Origin of the sequence: Modestobacter sp. NPDC049651 (assembly GCF_040659695.1) — a bacterium.
Taxonomy (GTDB): Bacteria; Actinomycetota; Actinomycetes; order Mycobacteriales; family Geodermatophilaceae; genus Modestobacter.
Genome location: NZ_JBFAOG010000005.1, coordinates 254,195 through 271,649 on the forward strand (window position 1 = coordinate 254,195; position 17,455 = coordinate 271,649).

23 protein-coding genes are annotated in these 17,455 nt (G+C 74.6%); 7 read left to right on the forward strand and 16 right to left on the reverse strand.

Features of this window, described 5'->3' with window-relative positions; genetic code table 11:
- The first annotated feature begins 81 nt into the window (after positions 1–81).
- Together AB0J00_RS10220 and AB0J00_RS10225 are read left to right on the forward strand one after the other, a co-directional pair.
- On the forward strand, positions 82–870 hold the full coding sequence (locus AB0J00_RS10220) for an SDR family NAD(P)-dependent oxidoreductase (protein ID WP_357743702.1): 789 nt from the start codon (positions 82–84) through the stop codon (positions 868–870).
- Between the two features lie 11 nt (positions 871–881).
- The gene (locus tag AB0J00_RS10225; protein WP_357743704.1) at positions 882–1,754 is read left to right on the forward strand and encodes a sugar phosphate isomerase/epimerase family protein; all 873 of its coding nucleotides are present in this window, start codon (positions 882–884) and stop codon (positions 1,752–1,754) included.
- Positions 1,755–1,796: 42 nt separating this feature from the next.
- Here the strand turns inward: AB0J00_RS10225 and AB0J00_RS10230 are convergent, their stop codons facing one another.
- Both AB0J00_RS10230 and smpB read right to left on the reverse strand, forming a co-directional pair.
- Positions 1,797–2,720 carry an NADP-dependent oxidoreductase gene (locus AB0J00_RS10230; RefSeq protein ID WP_357743706.1) on the reverse strand — a complete coding sequence of 308 codons (924 nt, stop codon included), beginning with the start codon at positions 2,718–2,720 and terminating at the stop codon, positions 1,797–1,799.
- On the reverse strand, positions 2,717–3,193 hold the full coding sequence (smpB, locus tag AB0J00_RS10235) for an SsrA-binding protein SmpB (protein WP_357743708.1): 477 nt from the start codon (positions 3,191–3,193) through the stop codon (positions 2,717–2,719). The genes AB0J00_RS10230 and smpB overlap by 4 nt, the downstream gene beginning before the upstream one ends.
- Before the next feature lie 155 nt (positions 3,194–3,348).
- Between smpB and AB0J00_RS10240 the strand changes: the two genes are divergently transcribed.
- Positions 3,349–4,227: a DUF559 domain-containing protein gene (locus tag AB0J00_RS10240; RefSeq protein ID WP_357743710.1), complete on the forward strand. Its 879-nt coding sequence runs from the start codon at positions 3,349–3,351 to the stop codon at positions 4,225–4,227.
- A 73-nt stretch (positions 4,228–4,300) separates the two neighbouring features.
- Here AB0J00_RS10240 and ftsX read toward each other — a convergent pair whose 3' ends face one another.
- The 3 genes from ftsX to prfB all read right to left on the reverse strand — a co-directional run bounded on the left by ftsX (position 4,301) and on the right by prfB (position 7,199).
- Complete coding sequence (gene ftsX, locus AB0J00_RS10245; protein ID WP_357743711.1) at positions 4,301–5,185, reverse strand: permease-like cell division protein FtsX; 885 nt, start codon at positions 5,183–5,185, stop codon at positions 4,301–4,303.
- 40 nt (positions 5,186–5,225) lie between these two features.
- Positions 5,226–5,915 carry a cell division ATP-binding protein FtsE gene (ftsE, locus tag AB0J00_RS10250; RefSeq protein ID WP_357743713.1) on the reverse strand — a complete coding sequence of 230 codons (690 nt, stop codon included), beginning with the start codon at positions 5,913–5,915 and terminating at the stop codon, positions 5,226–5,228.
- 174 nt (positions 5,916–6,089) lie between these two features.
- Complete coding sequence (prfB, locus tag AB0J00_RS10255) at positions 6,090–7,199, reverse strand: peptide chain release factor 2 (RefSeq protein ID WP_357743715.1); 1,110 nt, start codon at positions 7,197–7,199, stop codon at positions 6,090–6,092.
- A gap of 47 nt (positions 7,200–7,246) precedes the next feature.
- Between prfB and AB0J00_RS10260 the strand changes: the two genes are divergently transcribed.
- Complete coding sequence (locus tag AB0J00_RS10260; protein WP_357743717.1) at positions 7,247–7,573, forward strand: DUF6343 family protein; 327 nt, start codon at positions 7,247–7,249, stop codon at positions 7,571–7,573.
- 1 nt (position 7,574) lies between these two features.
- On the opposite strand, the gene AB0J00_RS10265 is transcribed toward AB0J00_RS10260, so the two are convergent.
- Both AB0J00_RS10265 and AB0J00_RS10270 read right to left on the reverse strand, forming a co-directional pair.
- Positions 7,575–8,558 carry a hypothetical protein gene (locus AB0J00_RS10265; protein ID WP_357743719.1) on the reverse strand — a complete coding sequence of 328 codons (984 nt, stop codon included), beginning with the start codon at positions 8,556–8,558 and terminating at the stop codon, positions 7,575–7,577.
- Positions 8,559–8,604: 46 nt separating this feature from the next.
- Positions 8,605–10,371: an EAL domain-containing protein gene (locus tag AB0J00_RS10270; RefSeq protein WP_357743721.1), complete on the reverse strand. Its 1,767-nt coding sequence runs from the start codon at positions 10,369–10,371 to the stop codon at positions 8,605–8,607.
- Positions 10,372–10,634: 263 nt separating this feature from the next.
- Between AB0J00_RS10270 and AB0J00_RS10275 the strand changes: the two genes are divergently transcribed.
- Positions 10,635–10,871 (forward strand): hypothetical protein, encoded by a 237-nt coding sequence (locus AB0J00_RS10275; RefSeq protein WP_357743723.1) that lies wholly within the window; start codon positions 10,635–10,637, stop codon positions 10,869–10,871.
- A gap of 5 nt (positions 10,872–10,876) precedes the next feature.
- The gene (locus AB0J00_RS10280) at positions 10,877–11,110 is read left to right on the forward strand and encodes a hypothetical protein (RefSeq protein WP_357743725.1); all 234 of its coding nucleotides are present in this window, start codon (positions 10,877–10,879) and stop codon (positions 11,108–11,110) included.
- 53 nt (positions 11,111–11,163) lie between these two features.
- Here the strand turns inward: AB0J00_RS10280 and AB0J00_RS10285 are convergent, their stop codons facing one another.
- The 6 genes from AB0J00_RS10285 to AB0J00_RS10310 form a co-directional block, all read right to left on the reverse strand.
- Positions 11,164–11,478, reverse strand: a complete 315-nt coding sequence (locus AB0J00_RS10285) for a hypothetical protein (RefSeq protein ID WP_357743727.1) — start codon at positions 11,476–11,478, stop codon at positions 11,164–11,166.
- 134 nt (positions 11,479–11,612) lie between these two features.
- Positions 11,613–11,873, reverse strand: a complete 261-nt coding sequence (locus AB0J00_RS10290; protein ID WP_357743729.1) for a hypothetical protein — start codon at positions 11,871–11,873, stop codon at positions 11,613–11,615.
- A gap of 142 nt (positions 11,874–12,015) precedes the next feature.
- A complete protein-coding gene (locus tag AB0J00_RS10295; RefSeq protein ID WP_357743731.1) occupies positions 12,016–12,657 on the reverse strand; it encodes a response regulator transcription factor in 642 nt (213 codons plus the stop codon).
- Positions 12,609–13,862, reverse strand: coding sequence for a histidine kinase (locus AB0J00_RS10300; protein ID WP_357743733.1), 1,254 nt, complete (start codon positions 13,860–13,862; stop codon positions 12,609–12,611). The genes AB0J00_RS10295 and AB0J00_RS10300 overlap by 49 nt, the downstream gene beginning before the upstream one ends.
- 70 nt (positions 13,863–13,932) lie before the next feature.
- Positions 13,933–15,282, reverse strand: a complete 1,350-nt coding sequence (locus AB0J00_RS10305; RefSeq protein ID WP_357743735.1) for an ABC transporter permease — start codon at positions 15,280–15,282, stop codon at positions 13,933–13,935.
- Complete coding sequence (locus AB0J00_RS10310; RefSeq protein WP_357743737.1) at positions 15,279–16,031, reverse strand: ABC transporter ATP-binding protein; 753 nt, start codon at positions 16,029–16,031, stop codon at positions 15,279–15,281. The genes AB0J00_RS10305 and AB0J00_RS10310 overlap by 4 nt, the downstream gene beginning before the upstream one ends.
- Positions 16,032–16,218: 187 nt before the next feature.
- Here AB0J00_RS10310 and AB0J00_RS10315 point away from each other — a divergent pair, with 187 nt between their 5' ends.
- The gene (locus AB0J00_RS10315; RefSeq protein WP_357743739.1) at positions 16,219–16,389 is read left to right on the forward strand and encodes a hypothetical protein; all 171 of its coding nucleotides are present in this window, start codon (positions 16,219–16,221) and stop codon (positions 16,387–16,389) included.
- A 10-nt stretch (positions 16,390–16,399) separates the two neighbouring features.
- Here AB0J00_RS10315 and AB0J00_RS10320 read toward each other — a convergent pair whose 3' ends face one another.
- Genes AB0J00_RS10320 through AB0J00_RS10330 form a run of 3 tightly spaced genes read right to left on the reverse strand, consistent with a single transcriptional unit; the run spans position 16,400 to position 17,453 of the window.
- Positions 16,400–16,852 carry a TadE family protein gene (locus AB0J00_RS10320; RefSeq protein ID WP_357743741.1) on the reverse strand — a complete coding sequence of 151 codons (453 nt, stop codon included), beginning with the start codon at positions 16,850–16,852 and terminating at the stop codon, positions 16,400–16,402.
- Positions 16,849–17,250 carry a TadE/TadG family type IV pilus assembly protein gene (locus AB0J00_RS10325; RefSeq protein WP_357743743.1) on the reverse strand — a complete coding sequence of 134 codons (402 nt, stop codon included), beginning with the start codon at positions 17,248–17,250 and terminating at the stop codon, positions 16,849–16,851. Before AB0J00_RS10325 ends, AB0J00_RS10320 begins: the two co-directional genes overlap by 4 nt.
- Complete coding sequence (locus AB0J00_RS10330; RefSeq protein WP_357743745.1) at positions 17,247–17,453, reverse strand: hypothetical protein; 207 nt, start codon at positions 17,451–17,453, stop codon at positions 17,247–17,249. The genes AB0J00_RS10325 and AB0J00_RS10330 overlap by 4 nt, the downstream gene beginning before the upstream one ends.
- Positions 17,454–17,455 lie beyond the last annotated feature (2 nt).

Below are 17,455 nucleotides of genomic sequence, written 5' to 3' on the forward strand. Positions count from 1 at the left end.
GGACGGTCGGGGACGGGGCGGCTGCGCCCCCCGTCCCCGACCGCGCCCCAGCTCATCCCAGCGGAAGGCAGGAGCACGCGCATGGACAAGCGTTTGGACGGCAAGGTCGCGATCATCACCGGCGGGGCCAGCGGCATCGGCCTGGCGACGGTGCGGAAGTTCGTCGCCGAGGGCGCCAAGGTCGTCGTCGCCGACATCGACCTCGAGCGGGCCGAGAAGGTCGTCGCCGAGCTCGAGGCCGACGGTCACGCCGGTGCCGCCGCGCCCGCGCAGGTCGACGTCTCGAAGTACGAGCAGGTCGAGGCCACGGTCGCGCGGGCGGTCGAGGTCTTCGGCAAGCTCGACGTCATCTTCAACAACGCGGGCATCGCCGGCGGCAAGCCGCTGCTCGAGCACGACCCCGCGGTCGACTACGTGCCGATGATGCGCGTGGACATGGACGGCGTGTACTACGGCATCCTCGCCGCCGGCCGCCAGTTCCGGCAGCAGGGCACCGGCGGGGTCATCATCAGCACCTCGTCCATCTACGGCGAGCAGGCCGCCGAGCTGTCGTTCAGCTACAGCGCGGCGAAGGCGGCGGTCATCTCCTTCACCCGCTCCGCGGCCTACGAGCTGGCCGAGCACGGGATCCGGGCCGTCGCGATCACCCCCGGCCGGGTGGGCACGCCGATCATCAACCAGTTCAGCGACGAGCTGCGGGCGACGTTCGCGTCCGAGCAGCTGCGCAACAAGCTCACCGAGCCCGAGGAGATCGCGAACACCGTCGCGTTCCTGGCCTCCGACGAGGCGAGCGCGATCAACGGGACCGTCGTGCACGTCGACGACGGGTACTCGGTGTTCAAGCAGCGCCTCGACCTGCCCGTGTTCTGAGGGGCGCGGAGATGCCGATCGACGTCGCCTGCCACCTCAACGTCCTCGTCCCCGACCTCGCCGAGCCCGGCCTCCAGCAGGCGCTCGGCACCCTGGCCGGGCTCGGGTACACCCACGTCGTCCTGCCGCCGATCGACCCGGACACCGCGCCGGTCGAGCAGTGGGCCGCGGTCTTCCGCGAGCACGGGCTCGTGCCGATCCCGATCGCCGGCCAGGCGCCGGGGGCCGACGTGTCCTCCGACGACCCGGCCGAACGCGAGCGCGGGGCCGCCGCGTTGCGCCGGCTGGTCGACGTCACCGTCGCGCTGGGCGGTGACCAGCTCAACGGCGTCCCGTACGGACTGTTCGGGCGGGCCGCGGCGGCGCCGTCCCCGGCGGCCGTCGAACGGGCGGCCGCGCTGGTCGGCCAGGTCGCCGACCACGCGCACGAGCGCGGGGTCACGCTGACGTTCGAGGTGCTCAACCGCTACGAGACCGCGGCGGTCAACACCGCGCAGCAGGCCCGCGACCTCGTCGCCGCCAGCGGGTCGGAGCACCTGCGGGTGCACCTGGACACCTTCCACATGGCGGTCGAGGAGACCGACATGCTGGACGCCGTCCGCACGACCGCCCCGCTGCTCGGCTACCTGGAGCTCGGGCAGTCCGGGCGGGGCCCGCTCGCCACCGGCGCCGTCGACGCGGCCGCCGTCGTCCGGGCGGCGCTGGAGGCCGGCTACCGGGGGCGGATCGGCGTCGAGGCGTTCTCCGCCGCGGTGCTGACGCCCGAGGCGTGCAGCGGCCTGGCGATCTGGCGGGACACGTACACCGACGGGGCGGCGCTGGCCGCCGAGGCGATCGCGCTGGTGCGCAGCGCCGAGTCCCAGGTGGCCGCGCCGGCCGGCTGACGGTGCCGGGGGCGGAGCCGTGCGGCCCCGCCCCCGGATCGCTCAGCGGAGGGTGACGACGACCTTGCCCCGCACGTGGCCGGCGCTGACCAGCTCCTGCGCCTGGGCGGTCTGCGCCAGCGGGAACGCCTTGGCCACCGCGACCCGCAGCTGCCCGGCGTCGGCCATCCGGCCGAGCTCCTCCAGGTCGTGCCGCTCCGGCCGGACGAACACGTACCGGCCACCGAGGTCGTTGACCGCCGGGTCGACGGTGCTGGCGATGCGCGACGTGTCCCGCACCTGGTCAGGTGCATCACCGAGCGCCGGCCCGCCGACGAGGTCGAGCACCGCGTCGACCGGCTCGGTGAGCTGACCCGAGATCGGTCCGGCGGCGTAGTCGAGCACCTCGGCGGCCCCGGCCTCGCGCAGGAAGCCGTGGTTGCGCGGGCTGGCGGTGCCGATGACGTGCGCGCCGAGCGCGACGGCGATCTGCACGGCGAAGAAACCGACGCCGCCGGCGGCGCGGTGCACCAGCACCCGGTCGCCCTCGCCGACGTCGAGCGCCTCGGTGAGCGCCTGGTAGGCGGTGAGCCCGGCCAGCGGGAGCGCCGCGGCCTCGGTGAACGACAGCGACTCCGGCTTGTGCGCCAGGCAGCGCTGCGGCGCGGGCACCAGCTCGGCCTGGGTGCCCCACTGCACGTCGTCCCGGCGCAGGTAGCCGAACACCTCGTCACCGGGGGCGAAGTCGACGACGGCAGGGCCGACCGCCTCGACGGTGCCGGCGAGGTCCCATCCGGGGACGATCGGGAAGTGGTGCGGGAAGGCCCCGGCCAGGTGCCCCTCGCGGATGCCGACGTCGACCGGGTTCACGCCGGCGGCGTGCGTGCGCACCAGCACGGTGTCGGGGCCGACCGGGGGCTCGGGGAGGTCGTCGCGCAGCTCCAGGACCTCCGGCCCGCCGAACCGGTCGTAGGCGATCCCCTTCACCGGCGGCCCTTCACGTAGCGGCCGAAGGCGCGTTCCATCTCCCGGCGGGAGTCGCGCTCGGCCATGTCCTGCCGCTTGTCGTAGGTCTTCTTGCCCTTGGCCAGCGCGAGGGTGGCCTTGACCTTGCCGTCCTTGAAGTACAGGTCCAGCGGGACGAGCGTCAGCCCGCCCTCCTTGGTCTTGCCGATCAGCTTCTCGATCTCGGCCCGGTGCATGAGGATCTTGCGCTTGCGGCGCGGGGCGTGGTTGGTCCACGTGCCCTCGGCGTACTCGGGGATGTGCACGTGCTGCAGCCAGACCTCACCGTTGTCGACGGTGGCGAAGCCGTCGACGAGTGACGCACGGCCGGCACGCAGGCTCTTCACCTCGGTGCCGGTGAGCACCAGGCCCACCTCGTAGGTGTCCAGGATCGAGTAGTCGTGCCGCGCCTTCTTGTTCTGGGCGATCAGCTTGCGCCCCTGTTCCCGCGGCATGCCCCCAGTCTACGAAGGCCGCGCAAACGATCACGGCCCCCGACGAGGTCTGCGAACTGGTGGCCTCCCGGCCCGGGAACGCACCGGTACGCAGATCTCACCGGGCCTGTGGACGACGGCAGCGCGGTCGGCGCCGGATCGGCCACCCTCCCCCGGTGCCCCGCCGCCCAGCGCCGTCCCGGTTGCGCGCCCCGACGACCCGCACCGACGCTCGCGGCCGCGGCCTCAGCGACTGGGAGCTCCGCCACCGCGACGTCGTCCGGCTGTCCCGCGACACGTACCTGCCCCGGGCCCACGCCGGCTCGCTCCGGACCCGGCTGCCCGCGGTGCTGATGACGGCGCCGCCCGGGGCGGTCGTCAGCCACCAGACGGCCGCCGCGATGTGGCAGGTGGAGATCCCGTTGGCCCCGGACGAGGAGCGCGTCCACCTCACGGTCGCACCCGGCTGCACGGCGCGGAACCGGGCGGACCGGCAGCTGCACCGCGCGGCGCTGCGTCGGCCGGACGTGACGCGGCGATGGGGAGTCGCGACGACGACGCCGGCCCGCACGTGGCGCGACCTGGCCGCGGTGCTCGCACCCGCGGCGCTGCTGGCAGTGACCGACCAGCTGCTCGACGTCCTGTGCACCCCGGCGGACCTGGCGGCCGAGCTGGCGCACCGACCGTCGGGACGGGGGTCCGCCCGGGCGCGGGCAGTGCTGCCGGTCGCCAACCCCTTGGTCGACTCCCCCATGGAATCGGTGCTCCGGTGGCTGCTGCACGAGGCCGGGCTCCCGCGGCCGCTGCAGCAGCACCGCATCCGCGACGAGCGCGGGCGGCAGATCGGCTTCGGCGACCTGGCCTGGCCGGAACTCCGCGTGGTGATCGAGTTCGACGGCGAGGTGCACCGGCGGCGCGACGTCTTCGTCGCGGACCTGCGGCGGCAGAACCGGCTGGTGCTGGCCGGGTGGATCGTGCTGCGGTTCAGCTCTGCCGACGTGCTGGGGCGCCCGGCCGCGGTGGTCGCCGCCGTCCGTCAGGCGCTCACCCGCTGAGTGAGTGTTGCGCTCTCGTGGCCTCCCAGCCCGGGAAGCCACAAGAGCGCAGATCTCGCCCGTCAGCCTGGTGTCAGAGGCGGACGTACAGCCGCAGCGTGACGGCGGCGGCGACGGCGGCCAGGCCCACGCCGACGGCGGCGATGACCGGCGAGATGGCCGCGATCGCCGACCAGTCGACCGGCGGGATGATGCCCGCCTTGATCGGCCCGGCGAGCGTCTTGTCGACGAACAGCACCTTGGTGAGCACCAGCCCGCCGACCGCGAGCGCCGCACCGATGAGGCCGGCCAGCGCCGCCTCGAGGATGAACGGCAGCTGCGTGTACCAGCGCGAGGCGCCGACCAGCCGCATGATGTTGGTCTCGTTCCGCCGGTTGAACGCCGCGAGCTGGATCGTGTTGGAGATCAGCAGCAACGCGGCCAGGGCTTGCACGACGGCCACCGCGATCGTCGCGTTCCGCGCGCCGTTGAGCAGGCTGAACAGCCGGTCGAGGAAGTCGCCCTCGTCGCGGACGTCGTCCACGCCGTTCTGCCCGGCCGGGAACTGCTGCGCGATGACCTCGTACCGCTCCGGGTTGACCAGCTCGATGCGGAAGCTCTCCGGCAGTGCGTCCGCGGGGGTGTTCGCGATCAGCGCCGGCTGTTCCTTGAACTGCTGGGTGAACCGCTTGAACGCCTCGTCCTTGGACTCGTAGATGTAGTCCTTGACCTCGGGCGAGGAGTCCAGCTGCGCGGCGATCGCGTCCCGCTGCTGGTCGGTGACGTCGTCCTTGAGGAAGATCGAGACCTGGACCTTGTCGTAGTAGATCTCCCGCATGTCGCTGATCATGTGGGCGATCAGCAGCCCGGTGCCCATGAGCCCGAGCGAGATCCCGGTGGTCAGGATCATCGCCACGGTCATGGTGAGGTTGCGCCGCAGACCGGCGGCGACCTCGGAGAAGACGAAGTTGACGCGCATCAGTTCCCTGTCGTGTCCGGCTCGGGTGGCAGCGCGCGGCTCAGCGGCCGACGCCGTACACGCCGCGCGACTGGTCGCGGCTGACGACGCCGTCGTTGAGCTCGATCACGCGCCGGCGCATCGAGTCGACGATGTGGTAGTCGTGCGTGGCCATCACGACGGTGGTGCCGGTGCGGTTGATCCGCTCCAGCAGCAGCATGATGTCCTGGCTGGTCTCCGGGTCGAGGTTGCCGGTGGGCTCGTCGGCCAGCAGCACCAGCGGCCGGTTGACGAACGCGCGGGCGATCGCGACGCGCTGCTGCTCACCACCGGAGAGCTCGTTGGGCAGCCGGTTCTCCTTGCCGTCGAGGCCCACCATCTCCAGCACCTCGGGGACCACGCGCTTGATCGTGCGCTGCGGCTTGTTGATCACCTCGAGGGCGAAGGCGACGTTCTCCGCGACGGTCTTGTTGCGCAGCAGGCGGAAGTCCTGGAAGACGCAGCCCATCGTGCGGCGCAGCTTGGGCACCTGCCAGCGGCTCATCGTGCCCAGGTTCTTGCCGTTGACCGTGACGACGCCCTTGGTCGGGTTGTCCTCCTTCAGCAGCAGCCGCAGGAAGGTCGACTTCCCGGAGCCGGAGGAGCCGATCAGGAAGACGAACTCGCCCTTGTCGATCTGCATGGAGACGTCATCCAGGGCCGGCCGAGCGCTCGCCGGGTACACCTTGGTGACGTGTTGCAATTCGATCACGAGGGACGACGGTACCTGCCGGAGCGCCCCCGCTGAGCCCTCTCGTCGGCGCGCCCCGCAAGTCTGTGCGCGGAGCGTGACGACGCGGCGGAAACGCTGGGCGGCGCGCTCACGAAGCGTTGCGACGGCTGGGACACGCGGGGCCGCTGTGGCGGGTCTCGCAGCGCCGCCGGATCAGCTGTCGGCGGACTCCTGCTGCCGCCGCCACCGGATGCCGGACTCGATGAAGGTGTCGATGTCGCCGTCCAGCACGCCGCTGGGGTTGCCGGTCTCCACCTCGGTGCGCAGGTCCTTCACCATCTGGTACGGGTGCAGCACGTAGGAGCGCATCTGGTTGCCCCAGCTGCTCCCCTCGCCCTTGAGGGCGTTCATCGCCGCCCGCTCCTCCTGCTGGCGGACCGCCAGCAGCCGGGCCTGCAGCACGCGCATCGCGGCCGCCCGGTTCTGGATCTGGCTCTTCTCGTTCTGGCAGGACACCACGATGCCGGTGGGCAGGTGGGTGATCCGGACGGCGGAGTCGGTCGTGTTGACGCTCTGCCCACCGGGGCCCGACGAGCGGAAGACGTCGATGCGGATCTCGTTCTCGGGGATGTCGACGTGGTCGGTCTGCTCCACGACCGGCAGCACCTCGACGCCGGCGAAGGAGGTCTGCCGGCGTCCCTGGTTGTCGAACGGCGAGATGCGCACCAGCCGGTGGGTGCCCTGCTCGACCGAGAGCGTGCCGTAGGCGTAGGGCTGCTTCACCGCGAAGGTGGCCGACTTGATGCCGGCCTCCTCGGCGTAGGAGGTGTCGTAGACCTCGGTCGGGTAGCCGTGCCGCTCCGCCCAGCGCAGGTACATGCGCAGCAGCATCTCGGCGAAGTCGGCGGCGTCCACGCCCCCGGCCTCGGCGCGGATGGTCACCAGCGCCTCGCGCTCGTCGTACTCCCCCGACAGCAGGGTGCGGACCTCGAGCTCGTCGATGGCCTTGCGGATGCTGTCGAGCTCCCGCTGCGCCTCCTCGGCGGTGGCGGCGTCCTCCTCCTCGGCGGCCATCTCGTGCAGCACGCCGACGTCGTCGAGCCGGCTGCGCAGCTCCTCCACCCGGCGCAGGTCGCCCTGCAGGTAGGAGAGCTTGGAGGTGAGCGCCTGCGCGGCCTCGACGTCGTTCCAGAGGTCCGGCGCGGCGGCCTTCTCCTCCAGCTCGGCGATCTCCTTGCGCAGGTCGTCGACGCGCATGACCGCCTCGATGGACTTCAAGGTCCCGTCGAGGTTGTCCAGGACAGCGGAGAAGTCTTCGGCCACGTCGATCGAGGGTAGTCGGCTCCGCCACCCGGGTACGCGAGCACGGCATGAGCGCCGCCGGCCGCAAGCGCACCGGGCACCCTCGCGGCCGCCCGGAACCGGACCACCGCCAGGGACCTGACCACCGCCAGGGCCTGCCCGACCACCACGACCCGACCGCGGGCTTCGGCGGGGCGGCGCCCGCGCAGAGCGCGCTCACCCTGCGCCTGGTGCTCGCGGCCTTCGGCCTGCTGGTCTGCGTGGCCGGCGGCGTCGTCGTCCTGCTGGCCGGCGCCCCGCTGTGGTTCCCGGTCGTGCTGTTCGTGCTGGCCGCGACAGCGCTCGTCGACCTCGTGGTGGTCGCCCGGCGGAAGCTGCGCGGCGAACCGGGCTGACCTACTCGTACAGCACGTACTCCGGTTGCGGGGTGAGGCCGAGCACCGCGGCCGGCTCCATCAGCGGGCCGGAGCGGGCGTCCTCCTCGTAGAAGAGCTTGAAGCCCGCGTGCACGAACGGCGGCATGCCGGCGACCACCCGCTGGTACGTGCCGATCTTGTCGGCCTCGGCGCCGATGCCGTCGACCACCTTCACCAGGGCGACGCCCGGCCGGTCGACGAGCGCGTCCTCGCCGGTGACGATCTGCACCTTGAGCTGGTGGTAGACCAGCACCTTCTGCGGCAGCCGGTGCTCGGTGACCAGCCCGTCGAGGTACGCGGCGACGGCGTCGATCTCGGCGCCGGTGGCGTGGCCGAAGACGTTGCCCGGCACCTGGCCCGGCTCGACGGCCCACTCCGGGTCCAGCGCGATGCCGACGTCCGGCTGCTCCAGCCACTTCTCGTAGTACTGGACGGCGGGCAGGAAGTCGCCGGTGCCGGGCTGGATGTTGATGAGCAGGAGCGCGCCGGCCGCGCGGGCGGCGTCCAGGTACTGCTGCACGACCGCGTCGTCGGCGGAGGTGGCGTAGTTCCGGTTCGGCCCGGGCTTGTCGTGGGCGACGGTGGCGATCAGCTCGAACACCGGCAGCACCGGCCGGTCACCGCCGTAGCCGGCGGCCTGCTGGCGCAGCTGGTCGGCCGCGGCGGTCAGGTCCCCGGTCAGCCGCCCGAAGGCCGGCGAGCTCGGCGCGCCGGCGAAGCCGACCAGCCGGTGGTCGGGGAACACCCGGGTGCCGCCGCCGGGCAGCTGGGGCGGGCTCGGCTCGGACGACGTGGCGGGCGCGCTGGAGCTGGACGCCGGGGCGGACGACGCCCCGCTCGACGGGGCCGCGGAGGTCGCTGACGGGTCGGCGGAGTCCTGGTCGGAGCCCTGGGCGGACGAGCAGCCGGCGGTGGCCAGCAGGGCCGCCACGGCCGCGCTCAGCAGGAGGCGGGAGCGGCGCATGCGACCCGATCCTGCCCAGCACGGCGGAGCGCGGCAAGTGCAGTGGTCAGGCGGGCTGCAGCTGCCGGAGGGCCGCCCGCTGCCCGTCAGCGGACCGGTGCGTGCGGACCCACTCGGCGAGCTCGGCGGCCGGCATCGGCCGGGCCACGGCGTACCCCTGCGCGTAGGTGCAGCCGAGCTCGGCGGCCAGCGCCACCTGCTCGGCGGTCTCGACGCCCTCCGCCAGGCTGCGCATCCCGCAGGCGCGGGCCAGCCCGACCACCGCGGCGACGGCGGCGGCCGACTGGCTGTGCGGGCCGTCCATGCCGACGACCAGCGAGCGGTCGATCTTCAGCACCCCGGCGGGGATGGTGACCAGCTGGCTGAGCGAGGAGAACCCGCTGCCGAAGTCGTCGATGCTGACCTCGACGCCGGAGACCCGCAGCTGGGCGAACTGCGCGGCGGCGCGTTCGGGGTCCTCGGCGACGCTGGTCTCGGTGAGCTCGAGCAGCAGCCGGTCGGGCGCGAGCCCGGCGGTCTCGAGCGCCGCGCCGACCTCGTCGACGAGGGTGCCGGTGGCGCAGCAGGCCGCGCTGACGTTGACGCACATGACCAGCGGCAGGCCGGCGTCCTGCCAGGCCGCGGCCTGCCGGGTGGCCTCGGTGAGCACCCAGGTCGTCAGCTGCCGGATGCTGCCGTTGCGCTCGGCGAGCGGGATGAACTCGGCCGGCTGCAGCAGCCCGCGGGTGGGGTGCTGCCAGCGCACCAGCGCCTCCACGCCGGACACCTGGCCGGTGGGCAGGTAGACGATCGGCTGGTAGTGCAGCACCAGCTGCCCCTGCTCGATCGCCGGCGGCAGCTCGGCCGCGACGAGCGCGCGCTGCTGGGCGGCCGAGCGCAGGTCGGGGGTGAACACCCGCACGCGGTTGCGGCCGGCGGCCTTGGCCGCGTACATCGCCAGGTCCGCGTCGCGCACCAGGTCGGCGCTGCGCAGCGCGGCCGGGCCGGTGGCCTCGGTGGTCGCGACGCCGATGCTCACGGTCAGCCGGGTGCGGCGCTCACCGAGGTCGAACGGCTCGTCGAACGTGCGCTGGAAGCGCTCGGCGAGGGTGAGCGCGCCGGGCACGTCGCAGTCGCGGCACAGGACGACGAACTCGTCGCCGCCCAGCCGCCCGACGGTGTCCGCGGCGCGGGTGCTGCCGGTGAGCCGGCGGGCCAGGTCGCGCAGCAGGTGGTCACCGACCTCGTGGCCGAGGCTGTCGTTGACCTCCTTGAACCCGTCGACGTCGAGGAACAGGACGGCGAGCGGCCCGCGGCCCGGACGCTGCAGCGCGTCGTCGATGAGCTCGTGCAGGTGCGCGCGGTTGGGCAGCTCGGTCAGGTGGTCGTGGCGGGCCTGCCAGGCCGACGCCTGCTCGGCCTGCACCCGGTCGGTGACGTCGGTGTGGGTGATCACCACCCGGCCGGCGGCGTCGACCCGGGAGGCCTGCAGGTGGAACCAGCGCCGGCCGGTCGGCGAGGGCAGCGCGTAGTCGACCGCCACCGTGCGCAGCTCGCCGCGGGACAGCCGCTGCAGCTCCGCGACCCGGGACCGGTTGTCCGGGCCGTCGCCGAGGCTCCGCACGAGCGCGAAGTAGTTGCCGCCGACGTCGACCCGGAGCCGCTCGTCGTCCATCGCGGCGGCGGCGGCCGACCAGGCGGGGTTGGTCAGCAGCACCGTGCCGTCGGCGTCCAGCAGGACGGTCGGCGACGGCAGCGCGTCGAGCACGCCGGCGACCAGGGCGCCCGCGTCGGCCGCCTCGTCGTCGTCCGGACGCCGGAGCGTCTGGGGCACGGGCGCACCCACCCTGGTCTGCGGCACGCAGCACCTCCCGGCTGGTCCATCGGGGCGCGCGGGTGCCGCCCCTCTCCCATCCCACCATTCGCACGTAAGCGGCCGGTCACACCCCGTCGGGGCCGGGACGACCGGAACGGGTGAGTCCGTGCAGGTGGGACGGGTGAAAGCGCCGACGTGTCCTTGCCCACCCCGAGGCGTGTCGCGGGCGTCGGCGTGTCGGGCGGGTGTGACGGCCACCGCTCCTGGGGTAGGGCGGCGGCATGAGCGAATCGACGACGATCCAGCTCGGCGGCGAGCAGTACCTGGTGGCCCGGGAGGGCGGCACCCTGCGGCTGGGGCGCGAGGTGGGCGGCGAGACGACCTGGCTCGACGACATCGAGGTGTCCGCGCTGCCCGGCCCGGCGCAGGACGCGCTGGAGCGGGGCGAGCACACCGACCAGACGCTGCAGACCGCGCTGCTGGGCGTGGTGCGCGCGGAGGTCGACCGGGGCGCCTGAGCACCGTGAGCCTCCGCTACCGCTGCGACCGGTGCGGCGCCGAGGCCGGGGCCGAGGAGGCCGTCGGCTGGGTGGAGGTGCGGCCGCTGGGCGGGCACCTGCTGCACCCGCCGGAGCCGCACCACCTGTGCCGGCTGTGCTGGGCGCGGCTGACCGACGCCGACGTCCCCGCTCCCCCGCCGGCCGACGGCGAGCCGCAGCTGAGCGAGCACACCCAGAGCCGCGACCTGGGGCAGTGAGCGCGGCGGCGGGGCGGGTGCGGCCGGTGCCGCGCCCGCCCCGCCGCCGGCCGTCAGTCGGTGAACGGCATCTCGCCGCCGGCGACCCAGGTGAGGATGAACATCAGCAGGAACGCGCCGACGATCGCGGCCACCACGGTGGCCGGGACCAGCCAGTGGTGGCGTTCGAAGACGCCGACCTTCTCGCCGGCGTCGGCCTCGTCCCGGATGCCCTCGATCGCGGAGGTCTGGCTGGCCTGGTGGCGCTGGTGGTCCATGTTGTGCCCGTAGTGGAGTGGGGGCTGGGACGCGGTCACGTTCGGCTCGTGGCCGGTCGCGGCCGTGGTGCGCGTGCCGGCGACGCCGCCGGCCCGGGTACGTGGGCTCATGGGGTCGCTCCCTGAGGTCGGTCGGCGCGGCTGCCGACGTCCGGACGAGCCCCGCTGTCGGGGTCCCGTGCGCGACTCCTACCCCCGCCGGGCGCGCCTGACCCGCTCGCTCACTCCCGAGTTGCCCGCCGCGGTCATCCCGCCGGCGGGAAGTTGCCGCCGCCGGCTGCGACGGTCAGCACGAGCATCGCGGCGAACGCGAGGACCACGGCGAGCACGCCGACCACGAGGAACAGCCACGGCCGCTCCTCCAGGCCGAGCTTCTCCATGACCGGGTGCTCGGTGACCCGCTCCGGCGCGGCCGGCTCCGGCGCGATCGGCGCCACGACGTCCGGCTCGACGTCGGGCCGGGTGATCTGCTCCGTGGTCGGCGGCTTGTGCTCGATGACGCTCACGGCCCGCTCCCTCCTGCCCCGGCCGGCCGGTCGGCCGGTCGGCCGACGGGCCCTGCGGCGGGCCCGCACCCCGACGCTAGGGACCCCGGCCGGGACCGGACCGGGGCCGGAGGTCCCTGCCCCCGCGTCGGTGGTCCCGCGGTCAGCCGCGAGCCTGCAGCCAGCGCAGGACGGCGAGCACCCGGCGGTTGTCCTCGGCGTCGACCGGCAGCCCGAGCTTGCTGAAGATGTTGTTGATGTGCTTCCCGACGGCCTTCTCGGTGACCACCAGCAGCCCGGCGATCGCGGCGTTCGAGCGCCCCTGCGCCATCAGCTCGAGCACCTCCCGCTCGCGCGGGGTGAGCACGTCGATGGCCGAGCGCCGGTCGGCGGCGGCGAGCACGGCGGAGACCACCTGCGGGTCCAGCACGGTGCCTCCGTCGGCCACCTGGTGCACCGCGGCGACGAACGAGCGCACGTCGGCGACCCGGTCCTTGAGCAGGTAGCCCATCGCGCCGTCGCCGGAGGCCATCAGCTCCCGGGCGTACAGCTGCTCGACCCACTGGCTGAGCACCAGCACCGGGAAGCCCGGGCGGTCCCGGCGCAGCCCGACGGCGGCGACCAGCCCCTCGGTGGTGTGCGTGGGCGGCAGCCGCACGTCGAGGACGGCGACGTCCGCGCCGGCCAGCTGCTCGCCGAGCCCTGAGGCGTCGGGCAGCGCGGTCACCGACCAGCCGTGGGCCTCGAGGATGCGGGTCAGGCCGTCCCGGAGGAGGGCGTTGTCCTCGACGACGACAGCGCGCACGGCACCTCCATCTCCACGGTCGTCGGCCCGCCGGGCGGGCTGGTGAGGCGCAGCGTGCCGTCGAAGGCGTCCAGCCGGCGGGCCACCCCGGTCAGGCCGGTGCCCGCGGCGGGGTCGGCGCCGCCGCGGCCGTCGTCGCCGACGACGGCGTGCAGCACGCCGCCGCGGTGCCCGAGCGCGACCCAGGCGCGGGTCGCGCCGCTGTGCTTGACCACGTTGGCCAGCGCCTCGGCGACGGCGAAGTAGACGGCGCTCTCCACCGGCGCGGGCGCCCGGCCGGGCAGGGCCGCCGACACGGTCACCGGGACGGCGACGTCCAGCGCCAGCGCCTCGACCGCGCCGGCCAGCCCGCGGTCGGCGAGCACCGGCGGGTGCATGCCGCGCACCACGCCGCGCAGGTCGGCGAGCGCGGTCGTGGTGGCCTGCCGGGCCTCGGCGAGCAGCGCCTCGGCGGCGGTCGGGTCCTGCCGGAGCAGCACCTCGGCGAGCCCGAGGTTCATGCCGAGCGAGGCGATCCGGGCCTGGACGCCGTCGTGCAGGTCGCGCTCGATCCGGCGGAGCTCCGCGGCGGCGGAGTCGACGCTGGCCGCCCGCGAGGCGGTGACCCTGTCGACCTCCCGCTCGAGTGCGGCCGTCGGCGACCAGCCGAGCACGGAGGCGCCGGCGACGAACCGGGCGCGCAGCAGGACGGGGGTGAGCAGCCACCACAGGCCGAACGTGACCGGCGACAGCGGCAGCAGCCACCACCACAGCCCGCCGCCGAGCACGACCGGCGCGACCAGGTACCAGACCGGCAGCACGGTGAGCAGCGTGACGACACCGGACATCACGAGCCCGCCGGTGCCGTCGAACGCGAGGTAGGCGTAGTCGCGCCAGCGGGTGCTGTCGCGGGCCCAGGCGCCCAGCCGCCGCAACGGGTCGCGGGGCGCCGGGGCGTAGCGGGCGGTCAGCGGCGAGCCGAGCACCCGGCCCAGCAGCCGGCGGTGCGCACCGGTGACCCGGGCGTCCAGCGGCACCAGGCCGAGCAGCGCAGCTCCCCCGGCGAGCACCGGGGTGAGCGCGATGGCCACCGTGGTGAGCTGGAACAGCACCAGCGACCCGACGGAGGCGGCCAGGGTCTGGAACGCCCGGCCGCTGAGCACCAGCCGCCGCCGCAGCGCCGCCCCGTCGGCGGGCAGCAGGCCCGGGAAGGCGGCGCCGGTCACGGGCAGAGCGTCCCACCGCCGGGCGGGCGGTGGAACGGCTCCGGCCTGCGCGGACATCGTGTCGAGGCCGTCAGCGGGCGGCGCGCAGCGCGGGGCCGGCGGTGACCCGCCGGGTGGCCGCGACCGCCGTCCCGACGGTGACCAGCACGGCGACCGCGGCGACGCCGAGGAACAGCCCGGGGCCGTCGCCGGCCAGCCAGCCGTCGGTCTTGACCACGCTGTAGGGCACCACCGTGCCGAGCGCGGCGAGCCCGCCGAACAGCAGCGCGGTCAGCACCAGGACGGCGGCCTCCGCGGCGACGGTGGTGGTGAGCTCGCCGCGGGTGACGCCGGCCAGCCGCTGCTGGGCGAACTCCCGGCGCCGGTCGGCGACCGCGGCGAGCGTGCCGTTGACGACCATGATCGCGGCGAAGGCGGCGAGCATGCCGACCACCAGGTAGTTGAGCAGCTCGACGGTGTCGCCCTCCGGGGTGCGCACGGGCACGGCGGCGTTGTGCACCTGCATCAGGTACAGCGTGCCGGTGGCGACGCCGACGAACACCAGCACCGGCGACAGCACCCCCGCCAGCTCGTGCGCCCGCCGCCGGGTGTGCGCGGCGGCGAGGTGGCCGGCCACCCCGCCGGGGACGGCGCGCAGCAGCGGGGCGAGCGCCGCGGCGGTGAGGCGCAGCAGCACCGGCGCGAAGACGGCGAGACCGATCGACCAGAACACCGATGCGGGCCCGGCGAAGCTCATCGCCGCGTAGGGGTCGGCGGAGTCGCGGACGGTGAGCGCGAGCACCGAGCAGGTCGCCCCGGCGAGCAGCAGCAGCGCGCCCCCGGCGATCCGCCACCGGCCCAGCCGGGCGCGGTGCACCCGGCTGGCGGTGAGTCCCTCCTGAGCCGAGCCGCGGGTGGCCTGCCGGGCGGCGAGCGCACCGGCCAGCAGCGCGGCGACCAGCACCTCGCCCAGCGCGAGCGACACCGACAGCCAGCCGGTGCGGTGCGCGACGGTGTCGGCGACGACGTCCCCGCGGTGCAGCAGCGCGACGACGAGCCGGCCGAGCAGCCAGCCGGGCAGCACCCCGGCCACGGCGGAGGCGGCGGTGACCAGGCCGACCTCGGCGGCCACCAGCCGGCGCACCTGCCGACGGCTGGTGCCCAGCGTGCGCAGCAGCGCGAACTCCTCGGCCCGGCGCCGCACGGTGAGGCCGAGCATCGAGGCGATCGAGAAGACGACGATGACCAGCCCCCAGCCGCCGACGACCAGCGCCATGGTCACCAGCGTCTCCCGGTCGGGAGCGCCGACGCCGTCGGCGAGGCCGGTCTCGAGCAGGCTGAGGAAGGCCAGCAGGACGGCAGTGCCGAGCAGCACCGACAGCGCGGTGGCGGCGAAGGCGGGGCCGCGGGCGCGCAGCGATCGCCAGGCGAGCGCGGTCACCGGGCCACCGCCGCGAGCTCGCCGAGGTGCGCCAGCTGGCCGGCGACGGCGTCGGCGGTGGGCTGCCGCATGGTGCCGACGACCCGGCCGTCGGCGAGGAAGACGACGGTGTCGGCGGCCGCGGCGGCGACCGGGTCGTGGGTGACCATGACGATCGTCTGGCCGCGCCGGTCGGCGGCGGTGCGGAGCAGGTCGAGCACGCCGCGGGCGGCGGCGGAGTCCAGGGCGCCGGTGGGCTCGTCGGCGAAGAGCACCGCCGGCTCGGTGACCAGCGCGCGGGCGACGGCGACGCGCTGCTGCTGGCCGCCGGAGAGCTCAGCGGGCAGCCGGTGCTCGTGCCCGGCGAGGCCCACAGCGGCGAGGGCGTCGTTGACGACCGCCCGGGAGGTGCGCCGGCCGGCGAGCCGCAGCGGCAGCTCCACGTTCTGCGCGGCCGTGAGGTAGGGCAGCAGGTTGGACTGCTGGAAGACGAAGCCGAGGGTGCGGCGGCGGAAGCGGGTGAGCTGCTCGTCGTCGAGGCCGGGGAGCGGGACGCCCTGGACGACGACGTCGCCGCCGGTGGACCGGTCGAGGCCGGCGGCGCAGTTGAGCAGCGTGGACTTGCCCGAGCCCGAGGGGCCCATGACGGCGGTGAAGCTGCCGGCGGGGAAGACGAGGTCCACGCCGTCGAGGGCGCGCAGCTCGGTACCGGCGGCGCCGTAGACGCGGGTGAGGTCGCGCAGTTCGAGTGCGCGGGGCGGGGAGCTCATCGTCGTCCTCCGGGTGAACCCGGCGCCCCGGTGGCGCCGACACCGACGACGCTAGGAACCTGCTGAGCCGCGTTCGAGGGCGTTGAGCAGCGTCTTCGGGGTGGGGAAAGGCCCACCGTCGAGGCCGTTGCCCGCTGCGCGGCGCGGGTGGACGCTGGGGCGCACCAGCTCAGCGGAGGGGGCACCCATGGAACCGCGCGACGAGCAACCGGGCGGCGACTACGGCTACGACGAGGTGCACCGGGACGTGCAGCCCGCCGGCGGGCCGGCGCAGCCGACGCCCTCCGGTGCGGCACCGCCGACCCGGCCCGAGGACCAGGGCGACGACTACGGCTACGACGAGGCGCACTCGTTCTGACGGCCGGTGCTCAGCCGTCGACGTAGCGGTCGCGGTCGACGACGAACTGGCCGGTGGCGGTGTTCGCGTCGATGAAGTCCGGCAGCAGCGGGATCCGCACCGTCACCGTCACGCACACAGAGAACGTCTCCCCCGGCGTCAGGGTCGGCTGGTAGCTGCCGGCGGCGTCGCAGCCACCGCCCGGCGCGGCGTAGCCGATCCGGACGTCGGTCGCCTCCACCGACTGGTCGGCCACCGCGACCTGCACCGCGGCCTCCGCCCGGGCCTGGCCGGTGGCGAGGTCCGGTGCGGTGCCCAGCGCCCGGCCGGCCTCCCGCGCCGCCTCGTCCGCGGCGAACACCCCGCGCTGGACCGCCGAGAACCCGGCCACCAGGTAGACCAGCGGCAGGAACACCACCAGCGCGATGAACACGAACTCGACGATCGCCGACCCGCGCTCGCCGTCGTCCCGGTCGGGGGTCACGGGGCCTCCTCGACCGCGCGCCCGGTGACCCGCACCGGCAGCAGGTTGCCCAGCCCGGCCAGCAGCGCCGGCACCGCGCCCTCGCAGCGCACCACGACCAGCGCCAGCCCGCTCGGGTCGGCCTCCTGCCCGGCGGTGCACGCCAGCCCGGCAGCCGTCTGCGCCGTGGTCGCCCGCGCGACCACCTCCAGCGTCCGGTCGGCTGCCGCCGCGGCCGGGACGTCGGCGTTCGCCCCGTACCGCGCACCCTCCTGGGCGCTGGCCACCACGACGTTGCGCACGTGCACGTAGACCGCCACCTGCAGCACCGCCAGCAGCAGCGCGACGACCAGCACGGAGACCAGCACGAAGTCGACGACCGCGCTCCCCCGCTCCCGGTCGTCGGGCGCCGCGGTCACTGCGCGGTGGTGACCGAGCTCAGCGCGTTCTGCACCGCGTCGACGATCGCCGTCCGGAACGGGATCAGGATGGCCAGCACGAGCGCCGCCGTCATCACGGTGATCATCACCCAGCCGGGCACGTCGCCCCGCTCGGGATCGTCGTCCCGCGAGCGCTCCGCCAGCGCGGCGAGCGCGGTCATCAGGTACGCGTAGGCGCGCATCC

Coding starts and splice junctions, on each gene's coding strand:
- AB0J00_RS10220 (WP_357743702.1), top strand. CDS start 82: ATGGACAAGCGTTTGGACGGCAAGGTCGCGATCATCACCGGCGGGGCC.
- AB0J00_RS10225 (WP_357743704.1), top strand. CDS start 882: ATGCCGATCGACGTCGCCTGCCACCTCAACGTCCTCGTCCCCGACCTC.
- smpB (WP_357743708.1), bottom strand. CDS start 3,193: ATGCCGCGGGAACAGGGGCGCAAGCTGATCGCCCAGAACAAGAAGGCG.
- ftsX (WP_357743711.1), bottom strand. CDS start 5,185: ATGCGCGTCAACTTCGTCTTCTCCGAGGTCGCCGCCGGTCTGCGGCGC.
- AB0J00_RS10260 (WP_357743717.1), top strand. CDS start 7,247: ATGAGCGCCGCCGGCCGCAAGCGCACCGGGCACCCTCGCGGCCGCCCG.
- AB0J00_RS10265 (WP_357743719.1), bottom strand. CDS start 8,558: ATGCGCCGCTCCCGCCTCCTGCTGAGCGCGGCCGTGGCGGCCCTGCTG.
- AB0J00_RS10275 (WP_357743723.1), top strand. CDS start 10,635: ATGAGCGAATCGACGACGATCCAGCTCGGCGGCGAGCAGTACCTGGTG.
- AB0J00_RS10285 (WP_357743727.1), bottom strand. CDS start 11,478: ATGAGCCCACGTACCCGGGCCGGCGGCGTCGCCGGCACGCGCACCACG.
- AB0J00_RS10310 (WP_357743737.1), bottom strand. CDS start 16,031: ATGAGCTCCCCGCCCCGCGCACTCGAACTGCGCGACCTCACCCGCGTC.
- AB0J00_RS10315 (WP_357743739.1), top strand. CDS start 16,219: ATGGAACCGCGCGACGAGCAACCGGGCGGCGACTACGGCTACGACGAG.
- AB0J00_RS10330 (WP_357743745.1), bottom strand. CDS start 17,453: ATGCGCGCCTACGCGTACCTGATGACCGCGCTCGCCGCGCTGGCGGAG.